The following is a 20,918-nucleotide window of genomic DNA, read 5'->3' on the forward strand; positions in this document are numbered from 1 at the left end:
CCTCGCGCCGTGTCCCACAGGCGCAGCGCGGTGCCCGTGCTGAGCGCGAGGACGCGGGCGCCGGGACCGGCGGCGAAGACCTGTGTGCCGTCCGGCAGTGTGCACGGCGATGACCGAGCAGCAAACCGGCGAGGTGATGACCAACCTCAGCGGCACGCCTCGCGCATTGCCGCCGTGTACACCGTCGCCGTCGCCGCCGCGGCCGTGTCCCAGCCGAAGGAGCGGGCGTGGCGGGCCGCGGCCTCGCCCATGCGGGCGGAGAGCGCAGGTTCGTCGGCGAAGCGGCGCAGCGCCTGCGCGTAGTCGGCCGGGTCGTGCCCGGGTACGAGTACGCCGCTCACGCCGTCCCGTACCGCCACCGGCAGACCGCCGACCTCGGCGGCGATCACCGGGGTGCCGCAGGCCTGTGCCTCGACGGCGACCAGGCCGAAGGACTCGCTGTGGGAGGGCATGACCAGGACGGATGCCGCCCGGTACCAGTCGGCGAGCTGGTCCTGGCCGACCGGTGGCCGGAACAGTACGACGTCGGAGATGCCGAGGCCGGCTGCCAGTTTCTGCAGACCCTCCGGCTTGGCCAGGCCGCTGCCGCTCGGCCCTCCCACGACGGGCACCACGATCCGCTCCCGCAGCTGCGGCCGCTCCTCCAGCAGCCGGGCCACCGCGCGCAGCAGGACGTCCGGCGCCTTCAGCGGCTGGATGCGGCCCGCGAACAGGGGGATGAGGGCGTGCGCCGGCAGTCCGAGGCGGGTGCGGGCCGCGGCCCGGCCGGCTTCCACTCCGTTCGCCTCGGGCCGGAAGCGTTCCAGGTTGACGCCGGGGTGGACGACCGACACACGGTCGGTGTCGGCGTCGTAGTGGTGGAGGAGTTCCTCCGCCTCCTTGTCGGTGTTCGCTATCAACCGGTCTGCGGCGCGGGCGACTTGGGTCTCGCCGAGCACGCGGTGCGCGGGTTCGGGGGTGTCGCCGTCTGCGAGGGAGGCGTTCTTGACCTTGGCCATGGTGTGCATGGCATGGACGAGCGGGACGCCCCAGCGCTCGGCGGTGAGCCGGCCGACCTGGCCGGAGAGCCAGTAGTGGGAGTGGACCAGGTCGTAGTGGCCGGGGTGTTGGCCGGCCCAGGCCTGGGTCACTCCGTGGGTGAAGGCGCACAGCTGCGCGGGCAGGTCCTCCTTGGCCAGGCCCTCGTAGGGTCCGGCGGCCACGTGCCGCACCAGGACGCCGGGCGCGAGTTCGACGCTGGGCGGGAGGGCCGCGGAGGTGGCCCGGGTGAAGATCTCCACCTCGATGTCGATGGCGGCGAGGCGCTTGGCGAGCTCGACGATGTAGACGTTCATACCGCCCGCGTCGCCCGTGCCGGGCTGGTGCAGGGGTGAGGTGTGCACGCTGAGCATGGCGACGCGGCGGGGGCGGCTGCGGGCGCCGGGCGGTCGCTGCCGGGGCGGGGCGAGGAGGGTGCCGCCGTGCAGCGGGGCGCGCCGGGTCACGCGACGGCCTCGGCGGTGAGGTCGATGCGCTGCTCGCCCGTGTACACGTTCATGGAGGCGCCGCGCAGAAAGCCCACGAGCGTGAGCCCGGTCTCCGCCGCCAGGTCCACCGCCAGGGAGGACGGTGCCGAGACCGCCGCCAGCAGCGGGATGCCCGCCATGACCGCCTTCTGCGCCAATTCGAAGGAGGCCCGTCCGGACACCAGCAGAATGCTCTGGGACAGCGGGAGTCGGCCGGATTGGAGTGCGCGGCCGATCAACTTGTCGACGGCGTTGTGCCGGCCGACGTCCTCGCGCAGGTCCAGCAGTTCGCCCTCGGGCGAGAACAGTGCGGCGGCGTGCAGTCCGCCTGTGCGGTCGAACACCCGTTGAGCGGCGCGTAGTTGGTCGGGCAGAGCGGACAGCAGGGCGGGCGTGACGCGGATGGAGAGTGTGTCGGCGATCGGCCATCGCGCGGTCGTCCGTACGGCGTCCAGGCTCGCCTTGCCGCACAGCCCGCAGGAGGACGTGGTGTAGACGTTACGTTCGAGCGAGATGTCGGGCACGGGCACGCCGGGGGCCAGCTGTACGTCGACGACGTTGTACGTGTTCGAGCCGTCCGCGGTGGCGCCCGCGCAGTAGACGATGTTCGCGACCTCCTCGGCCCGGGTCAGGACTCCCTCGCTCACCAGGAAGCCCGCGGCCAGTGCGAAGTCGTCACCGGGTGTGCGCATGGTGATCGCCAGGGGTCTGCCGTTGAGACGGATCTCCAGCGGTTCCTCCGCCACCAGCGTGTCGGGGCGCGTGCTGGTCACTGCGTCGCGGATGCGCAGTACGCGTCGTCGTTCGGTGACACGTCCCATGGCTTCAACTCCTGGTTCCGTACGGGGCGCTCCGCGGGGGCGCGATGTGCCGTCCTTCGTCTGCGGCTGCGTCGTGGCTGGTCGCTCCCCCACTCTCGGCTTCGCTCGAGCGGGGGACCCCCCATCGCGGCGGAGCCGCAAGTCGACACAGCCCCGCGCCCCTTCGGGGCGCCTCCTCAGCACTCGATGACGTTGACGGCAAGGCCGCCGCGGGCGGTCTCCTTGTACTTGACCTTCATGTCGGCGCCGGTCTCCTTCATGGTCTTGATGACCTTGTCGAGGGAGACGTGGTGGCGGCCGTCGCCGCGCAGCGCCATGCGGGCGGCGGTCACGGCCTTGACCGCGGCCATGCCGTTGCGCTCGATGCACGGAATCTGGACCAGGCCGCCGACGGGGTCGCAGGTGAGGCCGAGGTTGTGCTCCATGCCGATCTCCGCGGCGTTCTCCACCTGTTCGGGACTGCCGCCCAGGACCTCGGCGAGGCCGCCCGCCGCCATCGAGCAGGCCGAGCCGACCTCGCCCTGGCAGCCGACCTCGGCGCCGGAGATCGAGGCGTTCTCCTTGAAGAGCATGCCGATGGCGCCCGCCGCGAGGAGGAAGCGGACGATGCCGTCCTCGTCGGCGCCCGGCACGAAGTTGAGGTAGTAGTGCAGAACGGCCGGGATGATGCCCGCCGCACCGTTCGTGGGGGCGGTGACGACCCGGCCGCCCGCCGCGTTCTCCTCGTTCACCGCCATCGCGTAGAGCGTGACCCACTCCATCGCACGGGCCAACGGGTCGCCCTCGCTGCGCAGTTGGCGGGCCGCGGCCGCGGCCCGGCGCCGTACCTTCAGACCGCCGGGAAGGATGCCCTCCAAGGCCAGGCCGCGCGACACACAGCCCTCCATGACCCGCCAGATCTCCAGCAGGCCCGTGCGGATCTCCTCCTCGGTGCGCCAGGCCTTCTCGTTCTCCAGCATCAGCGCGGAGATCGACAGGCCGGTCTCCCTCGCCAGCCGGAGCAGTTCGTCGCCCGTGCTGAAGGGGTGTGCAAGCTCCGTGTCATCGAGCTTGATCCGGTCGGCCCCCACGGCGTCCTCGTCGACGACGAAGCCGCCGCCCACCGAGTAGTACGTCTTCTCCAGCAGCGGCACACCGTCGGCGTCGTAGGCGAAGAGGATCATGCCGTTGGCGTGGTACGGCAGCGAGCGACGGCGGTGCAGGACCAGCTGGGTCGAGACGTCGAAGCCGATCTCGTGGGCCGGGCCGATCTGGGCGCCGAGGAGGCGGATGCGCCCGGTGGCGCGGATGCGCTCGACGTCCAGGTCGGCCTGGGCGACGTCGACCGTGTGCGGCTCGTTGCCCTCCAGGCCGAGCAGCACCGCCTTGGGGGTGCCGTGGCCGTGGCCCGTCGCGCCGAGGGAGCCGAACAGCTCCGCCCGTACCGCCGTGGTCTGGGCGAGCAGGCCGTCCTGCTTGAGCCGGGCGGCGAACATCGCGGCGGCGCGCATCGGGCCGACGGTGTGCGAACTGGACGGGCCGATGCCGATGGAGAACAGGTCGAAGACGCTGATTGCCACGCCATACTCCGGGGGATTGGCGGGGCGTGCCGACGCGGGTCACGGGCACGCCCCTGCGGGAGGGTTGTCGGTTACAGACCGGGGTACAGCGGGTGCTTGTCGGCGAGGGCCTTGACCCGGGTCTTCAGCGCCTCGGCCTCGTAGGACGGCTTGAGTGCTTCGGCGATGACGTCCGCGACCTCGGCGAAGTCCTCGGCGGTGAAGCCGCGGGTGGCCAGGGCCGGGGTGCCGATCCGCAGACCCGACGTCACCATGGGCGGACGCGGGTCGTTGGGGACGGCGTTGCGGTTGACCGTGATGCCGACCTCGTGGAGACGGTCCTCGGCCTGCTGCCCGTCCAGTTCGGAGTGGCGCAGGTCGACCAGGATCAGGTGCACGTCGGTGCCGCCGGACAGGACGTTCACCCCGGCCTCGCGGGCGTCGGCCGCGGTCAGCCGCTCGGCGAGGATGCGCGCACCCTGAACCGTACGCCGCTGGCGCTCCTTGAACTCCTCGGAGGCGGCGACCTTGAAGGAGACCGCCTTCGCCGCGATCACATGCTCCAGCGGACCGCCCTGGAAGCCGGGGAAGACCGAGGAGTTGAGCTTCTTGGCGAACTCCTTGCTGCGGGCGAGGATGATGCCGCCGCGCGGACCGCCGAGCGTCTTGTGGGTGGTGGAGGTGACCACGTCCGCGTGCTCGACCGGGTTGGGGTGCAGCCCGGCGGCGACCAGCCCGGCGAAGTGCGCCATGTCGACCCACAGGTAGGCGCCGACCTCGTCCGCGATCCGCCGGAAGGCGGCGAAGTCGAGATGGCGGGGGTAGGCCGACCAGCCCGCGATGATCACCTTGGGGCGGTGCTCCTTGGCCAGCTGCTCCAGCTCGGCCATGTCGACCAGGCCGGAGTCGTCCACGTGGTAGGCGACCACATTGAACTGCTTGCCGGAGAAGTTCAGCCGCATCCCGTGGGTGAGATGGCCGCCGTGCGCCAGGTCCAGGCCCAGGATGGTGTCGCCGGGCTGGGCCAGCGCGAACAGCGCGGCCTGGTTGGCGGAGGCACCCGAGTGCGGCTGCACGTTGGCGTACTCGGCGCCGAACAGCTCCTTGAGCCGGTCGATGGCGATCTGCTCGGCGACATCGACGTGCTCGCAGCCGCCGTAGTAGCGCCGGCCCGGGTAGCCCTCGGCGTACTTGTTGGTCAGCACCGAGCCCTGCGCCTCCATGACGGCGGCCGGGGCGAAGTTCTCCGAGGCGATCATCTCGAGGGTGGACTGCTGACGGTGCAGCTCGGCGTCGACCGCGGCGGCGATGTCCGGGTCCAGCGTGCGCAGCGACTGGTTGAACAGGGTCATCGGCGGTCTCCTTGGGTGTGGGCGCAGTGGGCTGCGTACGCGTCGGCGGACAGGGCGCCGGCGATGTTCTCGACCCGCAGCCGGAACAGCCAGCCGACGGTGTAGGGGGCGGTGTTGACGACGCCCGGCTCGTCGGCCAGCGCGGTGTTGACTTCCAGGACCTCGCCCGATGCGGGGGCGTACAGGCCGCTGACGGCCGTCAGTGACCTGATCTCTCCGCAGCTCTCGCCCGCCTCGACGCGGCTGCCGACTTCAGGCAGCCGCAGGTGGACGACGTCGCCGAGGGCCTCGGCCGCGAAGGCGGTGATGCCGACGGTGGCGTTGCCCTCGTCCACGACCAGCCACTCGTGGTCCCAGGTGTAGCGCAGGTGCCGCGGGATGCTCGTGGTCGGCTGCGCGTCCCGCAGGGGCGGTTGAGGTGCTGGGCTCATGACACGGCGGCCGCGGTGGCAGGGGCGAGGGTGCGGCGGAGCCGGTTGAACAGCTTCGGCTGGTTCAGGGAGAGCACGGCGACGGGGACGCCCTCGCGCAGGTAGACGGAGACGAAGGAGCGGCTGTCGAGGCTGCCCTCGACGAGTTCGGGGCGGTCGCCGGGCGCGACGTGTCCGGCGAGCTGGATGCGCACCTGGTACTGGTCGGACCAGAAGTACGGTGCGGTGACCCGGGCGGGGGCGGTGGACTCACCGCTGAGGAGCGTGCGGGCGGCGGTCTTCGCCTGCTCGGTGGCGTTGCTCCAGTGCTCGATGCGGGCGTGCCGTCCGGTGAACGGGTCGGGCCAGCGGGCGACGTCGCCGACGGCGACCACACCCGGGACGCTGCTCGCGCCGCCCGCATCGCACACCACGCCGTCGTCCACCTGTACTCCGGAGCCGGCGAGCCAGTCGGTGGCGGGCCGTACGCCCACTCCGACCACGACGATGTCGGCGGGCAGCAGGCGCCCGTCCGCCAGCCGTACCCCGGTGACCCGGTCCTCGCCGGTGAGTCCCGCCACGCCGGTTCCGCACAGCAGGCGCACCCCGTGGTCGGTGTGCAGCGAGGAGACCACCAGGCCCATCTCGCGGCCCAGTTGGCGTTCCAACGGGACGTCGACGGCCTCTACGACGGTGACGTGCAGGCCGAGCCGGTGCGCGGTGGAGGCCACCTCGGCGCCGATGAAGCCGGCGCCGATGATGACGACCCGGGGCAGTCCGTCGAGGAGTTCGGCGCGCAGGGCCTCGGCGTCGTCGAGGGTGCGCAGGGTGTGGACACCGGCCAAGCCGTCCATGCCGGGCAGCAGCCGGGGGCCGGCGCCCGTCGCGACGACGACCCCGTCGCTGCGCAGCCGCCGTCCACCGGCCAGGATGACGGACCGGTCCGCGGGGTCCAGCCGCACGGCGCGCTCGCCGAGCAGCCACGTGGCCCGGAGGGCCTCGTACTCGTCGGCGTCGCCGAGCGCGAGCGCCTCGGCGTCGATGTCCCCCTTGAGGAAGTCCTTGGAGAGCGGCGGCCGGTCGTAGGGGGTGTGGCGCTCCTCCCCCACGACGACGATCTCGCCGTCGTAGCCCTCTGCGCGCAGCGCGCGGACCGTGCTGAGGCCTGCCAGCGACGCGCCGACGACGGTGATGCTCATGGGGAACCTCCGGGTTGCGGGTGCCCGACCGGGTGTCTCGAATTACACAACAAAGCTCGCTATACGCAACATGCTTGGGGTGAGGTCGGGGGCTTGTCAAGAGACGTACGGCATCAGTGCGCAATAGCGCACAAGGTTGCGCGATGTGCAACTATCAGGAGGGCTGGAACACGGTTACAGCATGGGCTCGTCCCACTGGTCGAGCAGCAGGTCGGCCATGGTCGCGTCGAGCTCTGCCGGTGCGGCGTCCAGGGACTGTTCGCTCCAGATGACCTTGCCGCGCGGGGTGTAGCGGGTGCCCCAGCGCCGGGCGTAGTGGGCGACCAGGAAGAGGCCCCGGCCGCCCTCGTCGGTGGTGGCCGCGCGGCGCAGGTGCGGGGAGGTGCTGCTGCCGTCGGCGACCTCGCAGATCAGGCTGTCCCGGTCGTGCAGCAGCCGCAGCCGGATGGGATCGCTGCCGTAGCGGATGGCGTTGGTGACCAGTTCGCTGAGGATGAGTTCGGTGTTGAAGGCGATCTCGTCCAGGCCCCAGGTCTCCAGCCGGCGGGCGCAGGCGGCGCGGATGGGGCCGAGGGCGGCGGGATCGGCGGGTACGTCCCAGTAGGCGACGCGGTCCGGGTCCAGCAGCCGGGTCTGCGCCACCAGGAGGGCGATGTCGTCGCCCGGTCGGTCGGGCAGCAGGGCGTCGAGCACCGCCTGGCAGGCCTGCTCCGGCGTCTGGCCGGGGTGCGCCAGGGCGGTGCGCAGGAGCCCGAGTCCGGTGTCGATGTCGCGGTCGCGGGCCTCGATGAGCCCATCGGTGTACAGGGCGAGCCGGGAGCCCTCGGACAGGTGCAGTTCGGCCGTCTCGACCGGCAGGCCGGAGCCCAGGCCCAGCGGTGGTGAGACGGGGACCTCGGGGAAGGTGACGACGCCGTCGGGGTGGACGAGGGCGGGGCCGGGATGGCCGGCCCGGGCGATGCTGCACCGACCGGAGACCGGGTCGTAGATCGCGAACAGGCAGGTGGCGCCGGTGATGCCTTCGCTCTCTTCGTCGGCGGTCTCGGTCTCGTCGATGTGGGCGACCAACTCGTCCAGATGGCCGAGGAGTTCGTCTGCGGCCAGGTCGAGGGCGCAGAAGTTGTGGACGACGGTGCGCAGCCGGCCCATGGTCGCGGCGGCGTGCAGGCCATGGCCGACGACGTCGCCGACGACCAGGGCGACGCGGGTGCCGGGCAGCGGGATGACGTCGAACCAGTCCCCGCCCACTCCGGCCTGGGCGGGCAGATAGCGGTGGGCCACCTCCAGGGCCGACTGCTCGGGCAGGGTGCGGGGCAGCAGGCTGCGCTGCAGGGTGACCGCCATGGTGTGTTCGCGGGTGAAGCGGCGCGCGTTGTCGACCGCGACGGCCGCGCGGGCGGCCAGTTCCTCGGCGAAGGCCAGGTCCTCCTCCGTGAAGGTGTCCTGGTCGGAGCGCCAGAAGTCCACCAGCCCCAGCACCATGCCGCGGGCCTGCAGCGGCACGGTGATCAGGGAGTGGATGCCGAAGTCCAGGACCCGTCGGGTCCGCTCGGGATCCTGCGCCTGCCAGCCCGGCGCGGCGCTCAGGTCGGGCTCCAGCACGCCGTGACCGCTGTGCAGGCCCTGCGCCTGCGGTGTCGTCGGCAGGAAGGTGATCGCCTCGTCCGCCGGGTAAAGCGGGTGGTCGTCCCGGATGCCGCGCACGGCGACCCGGTGCATGGCCGGGCCCGCCCCGTTGGGTTCCTCGCCCCGCCGGACCGCGTCCAGCAGCTCGACCGTGACGAAGTCGGCGAACCGCGGAACCGCGATCTCGGCCAGTTCCTCGGCGGTGCGCACCACGTCGAGGGTGGTGCCGATCCGCACCCCGGCGTCGTAGAGCAGCTGCAGCCGGGCCCGCGCCACCTGCGCCCGGCCCGCCAGGGCGCGCAGCTCGGTGGTGTCGCGCAGGGTCGCCACGCTTCCGGTGGACCCGCCGTGCGGGGCGGTGGGCCGTACGTTGACCGCCAGCAGCCGCTCCCCCGCCAGCAGCACCACGTCGGAGGCGGTGCGGCCCGAGGTCAGCAGGGTGGCGGTGCGCGGGGCGAGGCCGAGGTCGGTGACGGGCCGGCCCACCACGTCGTCGGGCAGGTCGAGGAGCCGGGACGCCTCGTCGTTGGCGAGCAGCAGCCGCCCTTCGTCGCTGACGACGAGCACGCCTTCCCGCACCGAGTGCAGGACCGCGTCGTGGTGCTCGTACATCCGGGTCATCTCGGCCGGTTCCAGACCGTGCGTCTGCCTCCGCAGCCGCCGGCTCACCAAAGCCGAGCCGCCCGTGACCAGTGCCAGCCCGACGGCGGCGGAACCGAACAGCAGCGGCAGCTGCTCCGCCACCCGGTGGTTGATGGCCTTGACGGTGACCCCGACGGACACCAGGCCGACGACCTTGCCGTCGGTGTCGAAGACCGGAACCATCGAGTCGACGGCACGGCCGATGCCGGGCGTGTCGTACGTGGCCTGGTGCACCCTGCCGGCCAATGCGTCGGAGTAGGAGCCGACGACGTGCTTGCCGATCAGCTTCGGGTCGGGATGGGTCCAGCGGAAGCCGGCCGGACTGAACGCGATGACGTAGGCGACGCCGGATCCCTTGCGGGCCTCCTCGGCCCGCGGCTGCAGCAGTGCGCTGGGATCGGCGGACTTCATCGCGGCCAGCGTGCCCGGGGCGTGGGCGAAGGTCTCGGCGCCGACGAGCGAGCGCTCGTTGGCCTCCTGCAGGCTCGCGCTGCGGGCCTGCAGCACCAGCGCCACCAGCGCGGCGACGACCAGCAGGAGGACCACGCCCACCTGCAGGACGAAGACCTGGCCGGCGACGCTGTGCACGTTCAGCACCGAGGGCAACCGGGTCGCGGACCGCTGGGATCTGGACTTGGCCATACCCCAAGTATTGGTCGCTGCGGCTGCGCTGCCCCCTGTCCAACAGGGATGGCCCGGTCCAACAGGGATAGCCCGTCCACCTGCCGGAGGGGGCCGCCGAACGGCAGGTGGACGGGCGGTATGGGGTGGGGCGGAAATCAGCCGGCGGGCCGGGCGTCGAGCCTGCCCTGCAGCCAGGTGTGGAACTCGCCGATGTGGTGCTCACTGGGCACCAGGACGCCGCCCTTGGCGTACGCCCGCGAACTCATCGCCGGCTGGGTGCGCTCACACGCGTCGAAGTCCTGCTGGTTCACGCGGTGGAACAGCTCCACGGAACGCTCCACGTCCTTGCCGCTCTCCACCACGTGCGGGAGATACAGCCAGTCGCACTCCACGACCGTGCGGTCGGCCGACATCGGGTACATCCGGTGGAAGATCACGTGGTCGGGGACGAGGTTGATGAACACCTGCGGCCGTACGGTGATCGCGTAGTAGCGGCGGTCCTGGTCCTCGGCGACACCCGGGATACGGTCCAGGCCCGCGGAGCCGTCGACGGTGAAGCCCTCGACCTCCGCCCCGAACTCCGCGCCGTGGCCGACGTAGTACTGCGCCGCGTATCCGTCCGCGAACTCCGGGAGCACCTCGGTGAGTTCGGGGTGGATGGTCGCGCAGTGGTAGCACTCCATGAAGTTCTCGATGATGAGCTTCCAGTTGGCCTTCACGTCGTAGGTGATTCGGCGGCCCACCTGGAGGTTCTCGATGCCGTAGCGCTCGATCGACTCGACGTCGCCGAGCCGCTCGACGACCGCACCCATCACGTCCTGTTCGAAGGACGGAGGGGTCTCGGCCAGGCACACCCACACATACCCGAGCCACTCCCGGACATGGACGTTGACCAGGCCGTACGCGGTGCGGTCGATGTCCGGCATCGACGTCAGGTTCGGCGCGGCCACCAGCTTGCCGTCCAGGCCGTAGGTCCAGGCGTGGTAGGGGCACTGGAAGGCCCGTTTGACCTCGCCGGACTCCTCCGTGCAGAGCTTCGCGCCACGGTGGCGGCAGATGTTCAGGAACACCTTGACCGAGCCGTCCCGGGAGCGCGAGACCAGCACGCTCTCCCGGCCCACCTGGAGGGTGCGGAACTGGCCCGGCCTGGCCAGCTCCGGGGCGCGGGCCACGCAGAACCACATGGCCTCGAAGACGCGCTCCTGCTCCAGGGCGAAGACCTCAGGGTCGGTGTAGTACTCCCCGGGCAGCGTGGAGATCAGGCTGGGGGGCAGGTCCATCATGGTCATCAGGTCACCTTCGGAAATTGTCGGACGCGGAGATGTCAGACGCGCACGCGGCGAGGGTCGAACAGGGCGATGGGGTGCTCGGTGGTGCCTTCGGTGGCAAGGTCGGCGAGGATCTCGCCGATCACGGGCACGAACTTGAACCCGTGGCCGGAGAATCCGCAGGCCACCGTCACCTGCGGATGGTCGGGATGGTGGGAGAGGACGAAGTGCTCGTCCGGGGTGTTGGCGTACATGCAGGCCGCGGCCTTGAGGAAGCTGCCGGGCAGGGTGGGGATGCGGGAGCGCAGATGGGCCGCCATGGCCTCGATCTCGTCCGGGTGGATCCGCCGGTCGAGGGTGTCGGGGTCGCTGGGGACGCCCTTGCGGAAGAAGGCGACCTTGGCGCCGCCCTCGGGGCCGTCGAGGGAGGGGAAGCCGTAGATCTGGGTGCCGTCCGGGTCCTCCCAGATGTAGACGGGGTGCCGGTCGGCGGTGAAGGGGCCGGTGCCGCCCTCGGGCTGGAACCAGTACATGACCTGCCGCTCCACCGTCACGCGCACACCGAGGTCGGAGAGCAGCTTCGGCGCCCAGGCGCCGGGGGCGATGACCAGCCGTTCGGCGGTGTAGGCGCCGCGGTCGGTGACCACCCAGGCCTTGCCGCCCGGGCCGTCGGCCTCCCAGCCGAGGACCATCTCGGCGAAGTGCAGCTCCGCGCCGTGGGCCCGGGCGAGATCCAGATGGGCGGTGACGGTCGCCTCCGGCCGGGCGATGCCGGCCCTGCGCTCGTAGAAAGCGACGTCCTCGGCGGCCGGGTTGAAGGTGGGGAAGCGGCGCCGGATATCGGCGGCGCCCAGGACCTCGTGGTCCAGGCCCCACTCGTGCGCACTGCGCAGGGTGCCGGCGAAGGCCTCGCTGTCCTCACGGCCGATCATCAGGCCGCCGGTCTCGGTGAAGACCTCGTGGCCGGAGTCGGCGGCGAGCTTCTCCCACAGTTCGTGGGCGCGCAGCAGCAGCGGAACGTAGGCCGGGTCCTCGAAGTAGGCCTGCCGGTAGATACGGGAACCGCCGTGGCTGGAGCCGAGGTTGTGGGCCGGGCCGAAGCGCTCGATGCCCAGTACTCGTTGGCCGCGTTTGGCGAGGTGATACGCCGCTGCGCTGCCCATTCCGCCCAGGCCTACGACGATCACGTCGTACGAAGGGGCCATGTGTCCATCTCCTGGAGTTCCTTGGGGATGTTGCGTCGGTGGCTAAGTGCGGGTTGGTGGGGCTGGTCGCGCCCACGCGGCGGAGCCGCAAATCGATACAGCCCCGCGCCCCCATAGGGCGCGGCTCGTGCCGCCTGGTGGCCCGTTCAGCGGCGGATGCGGGACATCTCCGGGTCGAACAGCGGCTCGGTTGCAGTGACGGCCGCGACCCTCGCGCCGAAGTACTCGATCTCCACCCCGGTCCCGGGGGCGGTGTGCTCGGCGGGCAGCCAGGCGTACGCGATCGGGGCGCCGATGGTGTAGCCGTAGGCGGCGCTGGTGACGTAGCCGACGGGGCGGCCGTTCACATGGACCGGTTCGTGGCCCAGCACCACGGCCTGCTGGTCCTCGATGACAAGGGGGACGAGCTTGCGGGCAACCGTGTCCTCGCTGATCCCCTCGATGGCGGACTTGCCGGTGAAGTGCTGCTTGCCGGGGCGTACGGCGAAGCCGAGGCCCGCCTCGTAGGGGTTGTGCTCGGTGGTCATGTCATGGCCCCAGGAGCGGTAGCCCTTCTCCAGGCGCAGGCTGTTGAAGGCGCTGCGGCCGGCGGCGATGATGCCCAGTTCCTGGCCGGCCTGCCACAGGGTGTCCCACAGCCGGGCGCCGAGGTCGGCGGTGGTGTAGATCTCCCAGCCGAGCTCGCCGACGTAACTGAGCCGCATGGCGGTGACCGGGACGTCGCCGAGGTGGGCCTGCCTGGCCTTGAAGTAGCCGAAGCCCTTGTGCGAGAAGTCGGTGTCGGTGAGCGGCTGCACGAGGTCGCGGGCGCGCGGGCCCCACACGCCCAGACAGCAGGTCCCGGCGGTGATGTCGCGCACCTGCACGGAGCCGTCGCCGGGCAGTCGCCGGCGCAGCCAGTCCAGGTCGAGGTTGCCGTTGGCGCCGAGCTGGAAGCGCTCGGCCTCCAGGCGGGCGATGGTCAGGTCGCTGCGGACGCCGCCTGCGCTGTCGAGCAGGAGGGTGTAGGTGACGGACCCGACCGGCTTGTCGAGCTGATTGGTCGTCAACTCCTGCAGGAAGGCGAGTGCTTCGGGGCCGGTGACCTCCAGCCGTTTGAGCGGGGTCATGTCGTACAGGGCCACGCGCTCACGGGTGACGAGTGCTTCGGCTCCGGCGATCGGCGACCAGTAGCGTGATGCCCAGGGGTTGCGGCCGGGGATGCGAGCCACCTCGGGCAGGGAGGCGTTGGCCTCGTACCAGTGCGGGCGCTCCCAGCCGCCGCCCTCCAGGAAGACCGCGCCGAGCGCCTCCTGACGGGAGTGGAAGGGGCTGATGCGCAGCGGGCGCGGGGATTCGGCCGGCTGCAGGGGGTGCAGGATGTCGTAGACCTCGACGAAGTTCTGGCAGCTGCGCTCGTGCACGTACGAGGGGGTGAGCTGGACCTCCTCGAAGCGGTTGATGTCGCACTCGTGGACGTCGGTGCCGGGCCTGCCGTCCACCAGCCATTCGGCCATGGCCCTGGCCACGCCGGCGGAGTGGGTGACCCAGACGGCTTCGGCCAGCCAGAAGCCCTGCACCTTCGCCGACTCGCCCATCAGCGGCATGCCGTCGGAGGTGAAGGAGAAGATGCCGTTGAAGCCCTCCTCGACCTTCGCGTCCGACAGGGACGGCAGCAGGGAGACGGAGTCGGTCCAGGCGCCCTCGAAGTCGGCCTCGGTGAAGCGGAGCGAGGACGGCATGACGGCGTCCCGCGGGTGTGCGACGTCGTCCAGGGAGACGGGCATGGGACGGTGGGCGTAGGAGCCGATGCCGATCCGGTCGACGAGTTCGCGGTAGTAGAGGCCGGCGTCCTGGTTGCGCAGGATCGGCAGGGATGCCTGGGTGTGCTCGTCGTTGCGCCCGGCGAGGACGGGCAGTGGTGTGGTGCGGGCGTACTGGTGGGCCAGGGGCACGAGCGGCACCGGCTGCCCGGCCATGCGGCCGATCCTCGGGCCCCAGAAGCCGGCGCAGGAGACCACGATGTCCGCCCGGAAGGTGCCCTGGTCGGTGACGACCGCGCTGACCCGGTCGCCGGTCGTCTCGATGCCGGTGACGGTGTGGTGGGCGTGGAAGCGGGCCCCGCGGGCGATCGCGCGACGGGCCTGCGCCTCGCCGGCGCGCAGTGCGTTGGCCAGGCCGTCGCTGGGGATGTGGAAGCCGCCCAGGATCTTCTCGACGTCCAGCAGCGGGTGCAGAGCGGCGGACTCCTCGGGGCTCAGCAGGCGGCTGTCCACTCCCCAGGAGGTCAGCCAGCCGTGCCGGCGCTGGATCTCCGCGAGGCGCTCGGGGCTGGTGGCGACCTCCAGGCCGCCGACCTGGTTGAAGCACCGCTGTCCGTCCAGGGTCAGCGCGTTGTACTTCTCGACCGTGTAGCGGGCGAACTCGGTCATCGTCTTGGAGCCGTTGGTCTGGAAGACCAGACCGGGGGCGTGCGAGGTGGAGCCGCCCGTGGCGAAGAGCGGACCCTGCTCCAGGACGGTGACGTCCGTCCAGCCGCGTGCGGTCAGTTCGTCGCTGAGCGCGCACCCGACGATGCCGGCGCCGATGATGACCACCTTCGGCTGTGTCGCCATGGCCTTCCTCCAGATTCGTTTGCTGTGACGGCGGTTGGGGGCCTGCCAGGCCTATGCGGGGCGGGCGGATCCGCGGCGGTTCAGCAGCCGCCCAAAGGGGCGCGGGGCTGTATCGATCTGCGGCTCCGCCGCGATGGGGGTCCCCCCGCTCGAGCGAAGTCGAGAGAGGGGGAGCGACCAGCCACGACGGCGCCGCAGACGGACGACGGCCCATCGCGGAGCGCCTCCGCCCCGATCGAGGTGGTGGGGCCGTGACCGGTGTGCACGGTGGTGTCCGCGGGGAGGGTCAGCAGCCGGGTGCGGATGGAGCCGATGATGGTGTCGAAGTCGGAGTAGGAGCGCCCGGTGGCTCCGGGACCGCCCTGGAAGAGGGTGTCGCCGGAGAACAAGGCGTCCAGCTCGGGCGCGTACAGGCAGACCGCGCCGGGCGAGTGGCCGGGGGTGTGCAGCACGTGCAGCCGGATGCCGGCGACGGTCAGCTCCTCGCCGTCGATGAGCTCCCAGTAGCCGGGCACCCGCGGGGCGTGCGCCGCCTTCCAGAGCACCTCGTCGGCCGGGTGGAGCAGGATGGGCGCGCCGGTGCGGGTGGCCAGGGCCGGGGCGGCGCCCACGTGGTCGTTGTGGGCGTGGGTGCAGACGATGGCGACCAGGCGCCGGTCGCCGACGGCGGCCGCGATCGCCTCGGCATCGTGCGCGGCGTCGATGACCAGGACCTCGCGGTCGTCGCCGATCAGCCAGACGTTGTTGTCCACCTCCCAGCTGCCGCCGTCCAGTCGGAAGGTGCCGGAGGTGACCAGGTGCTCGATCCGCGCGGTCACAGGGCCACCACCGAGCGCAGGACCTCGCCGTGGTGCATCTTGGCGAAGGCCTCCTCGACCTCGTCCAGGGCGATCACCTCGCTGACGAATCCGCCGAGGTCGAAGCGGCCCTGGAGGTAGAGGTCGATCAGGGCGGGGAAGTCGCGGGAGGGCAGGCAGTCGCCGTACCAGGAGGACTTCAGGGCCCCGCCGCGGCCGAAGACGTCCAGCAGGGGCAGGTCGAGGGTGAGACCTGGGGTGGGGACGCCCACCAGGACGGCGGTGCCGGCCAGGTCGCGGGCGTAGAAGGCCTGCTTGAAGGTCTCGGGGCGGCCCACCGCGTCCACGACGACGTCGGCGCCGAAGCCGCCGGTGAGGGCGCGGATCGCCTCGACCGCGTCGGTCCTGGAGGAGTCGACGGTGTCGGTGGCGCCGAACTGCTCGGCCCACTTCAGCTTCCGCTCGTCGACGTCGACGGCGATGATGCGGCGCGCGCCGGCCACCTTGGCGCCCGCGACGGCGGCCATGCCGACGCCGCCGCAGCCGATGACCGCGACCGAGTCGCCGCGGCCGACGCCGCCGGTGTTGACCGCGGCACCGAAGCCCGCCATCACGCCACAGCCGAGCAGGCCCGCCGCGGTGGCCGGGGCGGTCGGATCGACCTTGGTGCACTGGCCGGCGGCGACCAGGGTCTTCTCGGCGAAGGCGCCGACGCCCAGGGCCGCGGAGAGTGGGGTTCCGTCGGCGAGGGTCATCGGCTGTGTGGCGTTGTGGGTGGCGAAGCAGTACCACGGCTCGCCCTTGCTGCAGGCCCGGCAAGTGCCGCACACCGCACGCCAGTTGAGGACGACGAAGTCGCCGGGAGCGACGTCGGTGACGCCCTCGCCGACCGCCTCGACCACGCCCGCGGCCTCGTGGCCGAGCAGGAAGGGGAACTCGTCGCTGATCCCGCCCTCCCGGTAGTGCAGGTCGGTGTGGCAGACGCCGCAGGCCTGCACCTGCACCAGCACCTCACCCGGGCCGGGGTCCGGCACCAGGACGGTCTCCACGGAGACCGGGGCGCCCTTTTCCAGGGCGACGACGGCGCGTACCTCGTGTGTCACGGTCGATCTCCTCGTGAGGGGGAGGGCCGAATGCAGCCTTCGGCCGGGTGTTCTGGATGGCGGGGCTCGTAGGGCGGGGCCGGGTCGATCGCTCCCGCGGAGCGAGATGTGCTCGACGGCTCCGAGACCTCGGTCTCTGTTGCGTATTACGCATCAGACATCGCTATAAGCAACGATGAAACTGTGTTCCGCGCGGGCAACCACTGTCAAGGGGTCACCAGGCGCGGACTTCGCACAATTTCGACAGCCTTTGGACACCCGACGACGGGCGGCGACATGCGGCGGCCGGCCCTCCGGGGCCGGCCGCCGCATGTCGCCGGATTCGGCGTCGTCACACCGCCGGAACGATCAGAGCCCGCTCTTGCGCAGGGCGGCGCTGCGCTCCCCGCCGGCCGCCACGGACCGCCCGGAGCCGGGCAGGGCACTGGTCTCCGCCAGCGTGCGTCCGCGCGTCTCCTCGGCCCAGGCGAAGGAGACCAGCCAGCCCAGTACGGTGATGCCGGCACCGATCAGCATGGTCGTGCCGATGCCCAGCCTGTCCAGGGAGATGGGCAGCAGATAGGTGCCCGCGGCGGCTCCGATGCGGCTGATCGAGGTCGCCACACCACCCGCGGTGGCCCGGATGCTCGTGGGGAACAGCTCGTTGGGGTACGTCCACTCCAGCACCGTGGGACCGCCGGAGAAGAGGGCGTAGGCGCAGAAGCACGCGATCACCACGGCGACGGGGAGCGCGGAGCCGCCGCCGAGCACGGCGAGCGGCACCACCATCAGGGCGAAGGACCACACGATGACGGGGCGGCGCCCCACCCGGTCCACGAGACGCAGGGCGGGGATGCAGCCCAGCACGAACACGACGCTGATCAGCGCGGAGCCCAGGTTGCCGGCGTTGCCCTCGCCGAGGCCGAACGAGCCCAGGATGGTGGGGCCGAAGGTGTACAGGGCGAACATCGGCGTGATCTGGCACATGTAGAACAGGCCACAGAACAGCGTGCGGCGCAGATAGGCACCCTGGAAGAGGTCACGGAACCCGCTCTGCTCCACCGCCTGCTCGTCGGCCGAGGCGGCGAGCAGGTCGTCGATCGAAACGGTGCGGTCGAGGGCCTTCTTGATCGCCTTCTGCGCGTCGGCGGTACGCCCCTTGTTCACCAGCCACAGCGGCGACTCCGGTGTACCGATGCGCAGCAGCAGGATCACGGCGCTGAGCACGGCGCCCGAGGCGAGCATCCACCGCCAGGTGCCGGTGCCGCCGATCTCGGCCATCGCATAGCCGATCACATAGGCGGCCGCCGCGCCGACGTACCAGGCGAGGATGAGGATGCCGAGCAGCCGGCCGCGGTGTTTGTTCGGCACCCATTCGGCCAGCAGGGACGTGGCGATCGGGTAGTCGGCGCCGATGGCCATGCCGAGCACGAAGCGCAGGACCACCAACTGCCAGGTCTCGTTGGCGAACACCGACAGGATTGATCCGCCGACCAGGACCGCCAGGTCGATGGTGTACATGGCCTCGCGGCCGAGCTTGTCGGTGACGGCGCCGAAGAACAGGCCGCCGACGAAGATGCCGACCAGGGCGGCGGCGCCGATGAGGCTCTCGTCTCCCGTGCTCAGGTTCAGCTCCCTGCTCATACCGACGAGCGCGACACCGATGATGCTGAGCAGATAGCCGTCCAGGAACGGGCCGCCGGCGCAGGCCCAGGTGAGTTTGCGATGGAACTTGTTCAGTGGCGCCTCGTCGACGGCACGGATGGTCATCTGAACTCCCGGAATCGGGGACGGGGGACTGTCGCAGCTGTTGCGCTCACAAGAACGCGTTTCTTTCTACGCAACGGAACATCGATAGCGTGTCGACGTCAAGACAAGTCGCAGAAGCTCTTGCCGACTCTTGACGGCACCTCGGTCCGCACTCAAGATGTTGCACATAGCGAAGCGTGTTTTATATAGAGAGACAACGCCAGTCTCGCGACAGCGCAAGGGGAAGACCGTGACCATCAGCCTCAACGCCGGATCACTGGCCTCCGAGGAGCTCGAGGACAAGAAGGACCTGGCCCCGCCCACGGCCACACCGCTCGGCGATCCCATGCAGACCCGCAGCCGGCGCATCTTCACCTCGGACGACGACAGGATCGTCAGCGGGACCTGGGAGTGCGAACCCGGCGAGTCGGCCTGGGACTTCTGCGATCGCGGGGAGGTCATTCACGTGCTGTCCGGGCGTATGACCTGCGAGGAGAAGGGCGGGGAGAAGACCGAGGTCGGCCCCGGAACCACCGCGGTGTTCCCGATCGGCTGGCAGGGCACGTGGACCGTCCACGAGACGCTGCGCAAGGTCTTCGTCATCTACAAGTAGCCATCCACGGGGGGCAGTCATGGATCCACGGGGGACAGCCATGCAGGAGGCCGCGCGATGACGGACTCCTCCTGTCAGCCGCCGTACCCGCACCAGCCGGAGTCCCCGGTGCAGTCGGTCGACCGGGCCGTGAGCATCCTCGAATTCCTGGGCCGCCAGGAAGAGGCGGGCGTCACGGAGATCGCCGCCGAGCTGGGGGTGCACAAGTCGACCGCGTCACGGCTGGCCACCGCCCTGGAGTTGCGCGGGCTCATCGAGCACACGGAGGAGCGGGGCAAGTACCGCCTCGGTCTCGCCCTGGTCCGTCTGGCCGGCGCGGCCACGGTCCGGCTGGACCTCTCCCAGCAGAGCCGCCCGGTGTGCGAGCAACTGGCCGCGCAGGTCGCGGAGACCATCAATCTGGCCATCCTCGACGGCGGCGCCGCCATCAACGTCGACCAGGTGCTGGGCCCTTCGGCCATTACCACGCACAACTGGCTGGGGCGGCGTACGCCGTTGCACGCCACCTCCAGCGGCAAGGTCCTGCTGGCGCATCTGACCGGGCCCGAGCTCGACCGCAGGCTGGGGGCGCCGCTGGAGAGCTACACCCCGCACACCGTCACCGAACCCGGCGCTCTCCGGGCGCAGTTGAGGGACATCCGCTCGGACGGTTGCGCCTACAGCATCGAGGAGCTGGAGACGGGCCTGAACGCGGTGGCCGCGCCGGTCTTCACCTTCGACGGACAGGTGGTGGCCGCACTCAGCGCCTCGGGACCGTCCTACCGGCTGACCGAGCAGCGGCTGCCGGAGATCGCCGCCACGGTCCGGGCCGCGGCCGACCGGATCTCGGCCCGGCTCGGCCATCTGCGCCGGTCCTGAGACCCGCAGGCGCCCGGCGACCCCAGAACCGGGCCGCACACATACACACCAACGTCTTGACCAGCCCACCACCCCCACCCGACCATGTTGCGTATCACTCACCATGTTGCGCAATATGCACCAACGGAGGATGTCAATGTCTCCTCGACCGCAGCCCGGCCACGAGTTCGTCCTCACCCTCTCCTGCCCCGACCAGGCCGGCCTGGTCCACGCCGTGACGACGTTTCTCGTGAGCCACTCCGGCAACATCCTGGAGAGCCGGCAGTTCGACGACCGGCTGCAGGACCGCTTCTTCATGCGGGTGCACTTCGACGTCTCCGACCCGGACGTCTCACTGGAAGTACTGCGCGCCGGCTTCGGCCCGGTCGCCGAGGCGTACCGGATCAGCTGGCAGCTGCACGACGCCGCCACCCCGACCCGCACCCTGATCATGGTGTCGAAGTTCGGCCACTGCCTGAACGACCTGCTCTTCCGCAAGTCCACGGGCGCGCTCAACATCGAGATCCCGGCGATCGTCTCCAACCACCGCGAGTTCGAGCCGCTGGCACAGAGCTACGGCATCCCCTTCCACCACATCCCGGTGACGAAGGAGACCAAGGCGGAGGCGGAGGCACAACTGCTGCACCTCGTCGACGAACTCGACATCGACCTCGTGGTCCTCGCCCGCTACATGCAGATCCTCTCCGACGACCTGTGCAAGCAGCTCGACGGACGGGCCATCAACATCCATCACTCCTTCCTGCCGAGCTTCAAGGGCGCGCGACCCTACGTCCAGGCGTACCGGCGGGGCGTCAAGCTCGTCGGGGCCACGGCTCACTACGTCACCTCCGACCTCGACGAAGGCCCGATCATCGAGCAGGACGTGGTCCGAGTGGACCACTCGCGCGACCCGGACGACCTCGTCACCATCGGCCGCGACGTCGAGGCGCAGGTGCTCGCCCGGGCCGTGCAGTGGCACAGCGAGAGCCGCGTCCTGGTCAACGGGCACTGCACCGTCGTCTTCCGCTGACGCCCGCCACGAAATGCGTATAGTTG

Annotated in this window: 15 protein-coding genes and 1 pseudogene; 3 read left to right on the plus strand and 13 right to left on the minus strand. The window is 70.9% G+C overall.

Annotated features, from left to right (window positions below; genetic code table 11):
• Window positions 1-146 precede the first annotated feature (146 nt).
• The 13 genes and pseudogenes from mshA to EDD92_RS07340 all read right to left on the minus strand — a co-directional run bounded on the left by mshA (window position 147) and on the right by EDD92_RS07340 (window position 18,433).
• Entirely contained in the window at window positions 147-1,484 is a 1,338-nt protein-coding gene (mshA, locus tag EDD92_RS07275; protein WP_399182150.1) for a D-inositol-3-phosphate glycosyltransferase, read from the minus strand.
• Complete coding sequence (gene fdhD, locus EDD92_RS07280) at window positions 1,481-2,326, minus strand: formate dehydrogenase accessory sulfurtransferase FdhD (protein WP_123963543.1); 846 nt, start codon at window positions 2,324-2,326, stop codon at window positions 1,481-1,483. The genes mshA and fdhD overlap by 4 nt, the downstream gene beginning before the upstream one ends.
• 176 nt (window positions 2,327-2,502) lie before the next feature.
• Window positions 2,503-3,885: an L-serine ammonia-lyase gene (locus EDD92_RS07290; protein ID WP_030948587.1), complete on the minus strand. Its 1,383-nt coding sequence runs from the start codon at window positions 3,883-3,885 to the stop codon at window positions 2,503-2,505.
• 71 nt (window positions 3,886-3,956) lie between these two features.
• Window positions 3,957-5,216, minus strand: a complete 1,260-nt coding sequence (gene glyA, locus EDD92_RS07295; protein ID WP_123963545.1) for a serine hydroxymethyltransferase — start codon at window positions 5,214-5,216, stop codon at window positions 3,957-3,959.
• Window positions 5,213-5,647 (minus strand): glycine cleavage system protein GcvH, encoded by a 435-nt coding sequence (gene gcvH / locus EDD92_RS07300; protein WP_123963546.1) that lies wholly within the window; start codon window positions 5,645-5,647, stop codon window positions 5,213-5,215. Before gcvH ends, glyA begins: the two co-directional genes overlap by 4 nt.
• Window positions 5,644-6,825: an NAD(P)/FAD-dependent oxidoreductase gene (locus EDD92_RS07305; RefSeq protein WP_123963547.1), complete on the minus strand. Its 1,182-nt coding sequence runs from the start codon at window positions 6,823-6,825 to the stop codon at window positions 5,644-5,646. Before EDD92_RS07305 ends, gcvH begins: the two co-directional genes overlap by 4 nt.
• A gap of 174 nt (window positions 6,826-6,999) precedes the next feature.
• Complete coding sequence (locus tag EDD92_RS07310) at window positions 7,000-9,735, minus strand: SpoIIE family protein phosphatase/ATP-binding protein (RefSeq protein WP_123963548.1); 2,736 nt, start codon at window positions 9,733-9,735, stop codon at window positions 7,000-7,002.
• Window positions 9,736-9,872: 137 nt separating this feature from the next.
• Window positions 9,873-11,006 carry an aromatic ring-hydroxylating dioxygenase subunit alpha gene (locus EDD92_RS07315; RefSeq protein WP_123963549.1) on the minus strand — a complete coding sequence of 378 codons (1,134 nt, stop codon included), beginning with the start codon at window positions 11,004-11,006 and terminating at the stop codon, window positions 9,873-9,875.
• Between the two features lie 35 nt (window positions 11,007-11,041).
• Entirely contained in the window at window positions 11,042-12,190 is a 1,149-nt protein-coding gene (gene solA, locus EDD92_RS07320; protein WP_123963550.1) for an N-methyl-L-tryptophan oxidase, read from the minus strand.
• A 146-nt stretch (window positions 12,191-12,336) separates the two neighbouring features.
• The gene (locus EDD92_RS07325) at window positions 12,337-14,784 is read right to left on the minus strand and encodes an FAD-dependent oxidoreductase (RefSeq protein WP_123963551.1); all 2,448 of its coding nucleotides are present in this window, start codon (window positions 14,782-14,784) and stop codon (window positions 12,337-12,339) included.
• A 221-nt stretch (window positions 14,785-15,005) separates the two neighbouring features.
• A pseudogene (locus EDD92_RS07330) lies at window positions 15,006-15,602 on the minus strand (MBL fold metallo-hydrolase); the annotation flags it as partial.
• Complete coding sequence (locus tag EDD92_RS07335) at window positions 15,599-16,684, minus strand: S-(hydroxymethyl)mycothiol dehydrogenase (protein ID WP_123963552.1); 1,086 nt, start codon at window positions 16,682-16,684, stop codon at window positions 15,599-15,601. The gene EDD92_RS07335 and the pseudogene EDD92_RS07330, both read right to left, overlap by 4 nt.
• A gap of 348 nt (window positions 16,685-17,032) precedes the next feature.
• The gene (locus tag EDD92_RS07340; protein WP_123963553.1) at window positions 17,033-18,433 is read right to left on the minus strand and encodes an MFS transporter; all 1,401 of its coding nucleotides are present in this window, start codon (window positions 18,431-18,433) and stop codon (window positions 17,033-17,035) included.
• Between the two features lie 229 nt (window positions 18,434-18,662).
• Between EDD92_RS07340 and EDD92_RS07345 the strand changes: the two genes are divergently transcribed.
• From EDD92_RS07345 to purU, 3 genes are all read left to right on the plus strand, one after another.
• Complete coding sequence (locus EDD92_RS07345) at window positions 18,663-19,025, plus strand: cupin domain-containing protein (RefSeq protein ID WP_221268099.1); 363 nt, start codon at window positions 18,663-18,665, stop codon at window positions 19,023-19,025.
• Window positions 19,026-19,082: 57 nt separating this feature from the next.
• Complete coding sequence (locus EDD92_RS07350; RefSeq protein WP_123963555.1) at window positions 19,083-19,883, plus strand: IclR family transcriptional regulator; 801 nt, start codon at window positions 19,083-19,085, stop codon at window positions 19,881-19,883.
• Window positions 19,884-20,019: 136 nt separating this feature from the next.
• Complete coding sequence (gene purU, locus EDD92_RS07355; protein ID WP_123963556.1) at window positions 20,020-20,892, plus strand: formyltetrahydrofolate deformylase; 873 nt, start codon at window positions 20,020-20,022, stop codon at window positions 20,890-20,892.
• Window positions 20,893-20,918: the final 26 nt, after the last annotated feature.

Origin of the sequence: Streptomyces sp. TLI_185, from assembly GCF_003814765.1 — a bacterium.
Lineage (GTDB): Bacteria > Actinomycetota > Actinomycetes > Streptomycetales > Streptomycetaceae > Streptomyces.

Coding starts and splice junctions, on each gene's coding strand:
- fdhD (WP_123963543.1), bottom strand. CDS start 2,326: ATGGGACGTGTCACCGAACGACGACGCGTACTGCGCATCCGCGACGCA.
- glyA (WP_123963545.1), bottom strand. CDS start 5,216: ATGACCCTGTTCAACCAGTCGCTGCGCACGCTGGACCCGGACATCGCC.
- gcvH (WP_123963546.1), bottom strand. CDS start 5,647: ATGAGCCCAGCACCTCAACCGCCCCTGCGGGACGCGCAGCCGACCACG.
- EDD92_RS07305 (WP_123963547.1), bottom strand. CDS start 6,825: ATGAGCATCACCGTCGTCGGCGCGTCGCTGGCAGGCCTCAGCACGGTC.
- EDD92_RS07310 (WP_123963548.1), bottom strand. CDS start 9,735: ATGGCCAAGTCCAGATCCCAGCGGTCCGCGACCCGGTTGCCCTCGGTG.
- EDD92_RS07315 (WP_123963549.1), bottom strand. CDS start 11,006: ATGACCATGATGGACCTGCCCCCCAGCCTGATCTCCACGCTGCCCGGG.
- solA (WP_123963550.1), bottom strand. CDS start 12,190: ATGGCCCCTTCGTACGACGTGATCGTCGTAGGCCTGGGCGGAATGGGC.
- EDD92_RS07325 (WP_123963551.1), bottom strand. CDS start 14,784: ATGGCGACACAGCCGAAGGTGGTCATCATCGGCGCCGGCATCGTCGGG.
- EDD92_RS07340 (WP_123963553.1), bottom strand. CDS start 18,433: ATGACCATCCGTGCCGTCGACGAGGCGCCACTGAACAAGTTCCATCGC.
- EDD92_RS07350 (WP_123963555.1), top strand. CDS start 19,083: ATGACGGACTCCTCCTGTCAGCCGCCGTACCCGCACCAGCCGGAGTCC.
- purU (WP_123963556.1), top strand. CDS start 20,020: ATGTCTCCTCGACCGCAGCCCGGCCACGAGTTCGTCCTCACCCTCTCC.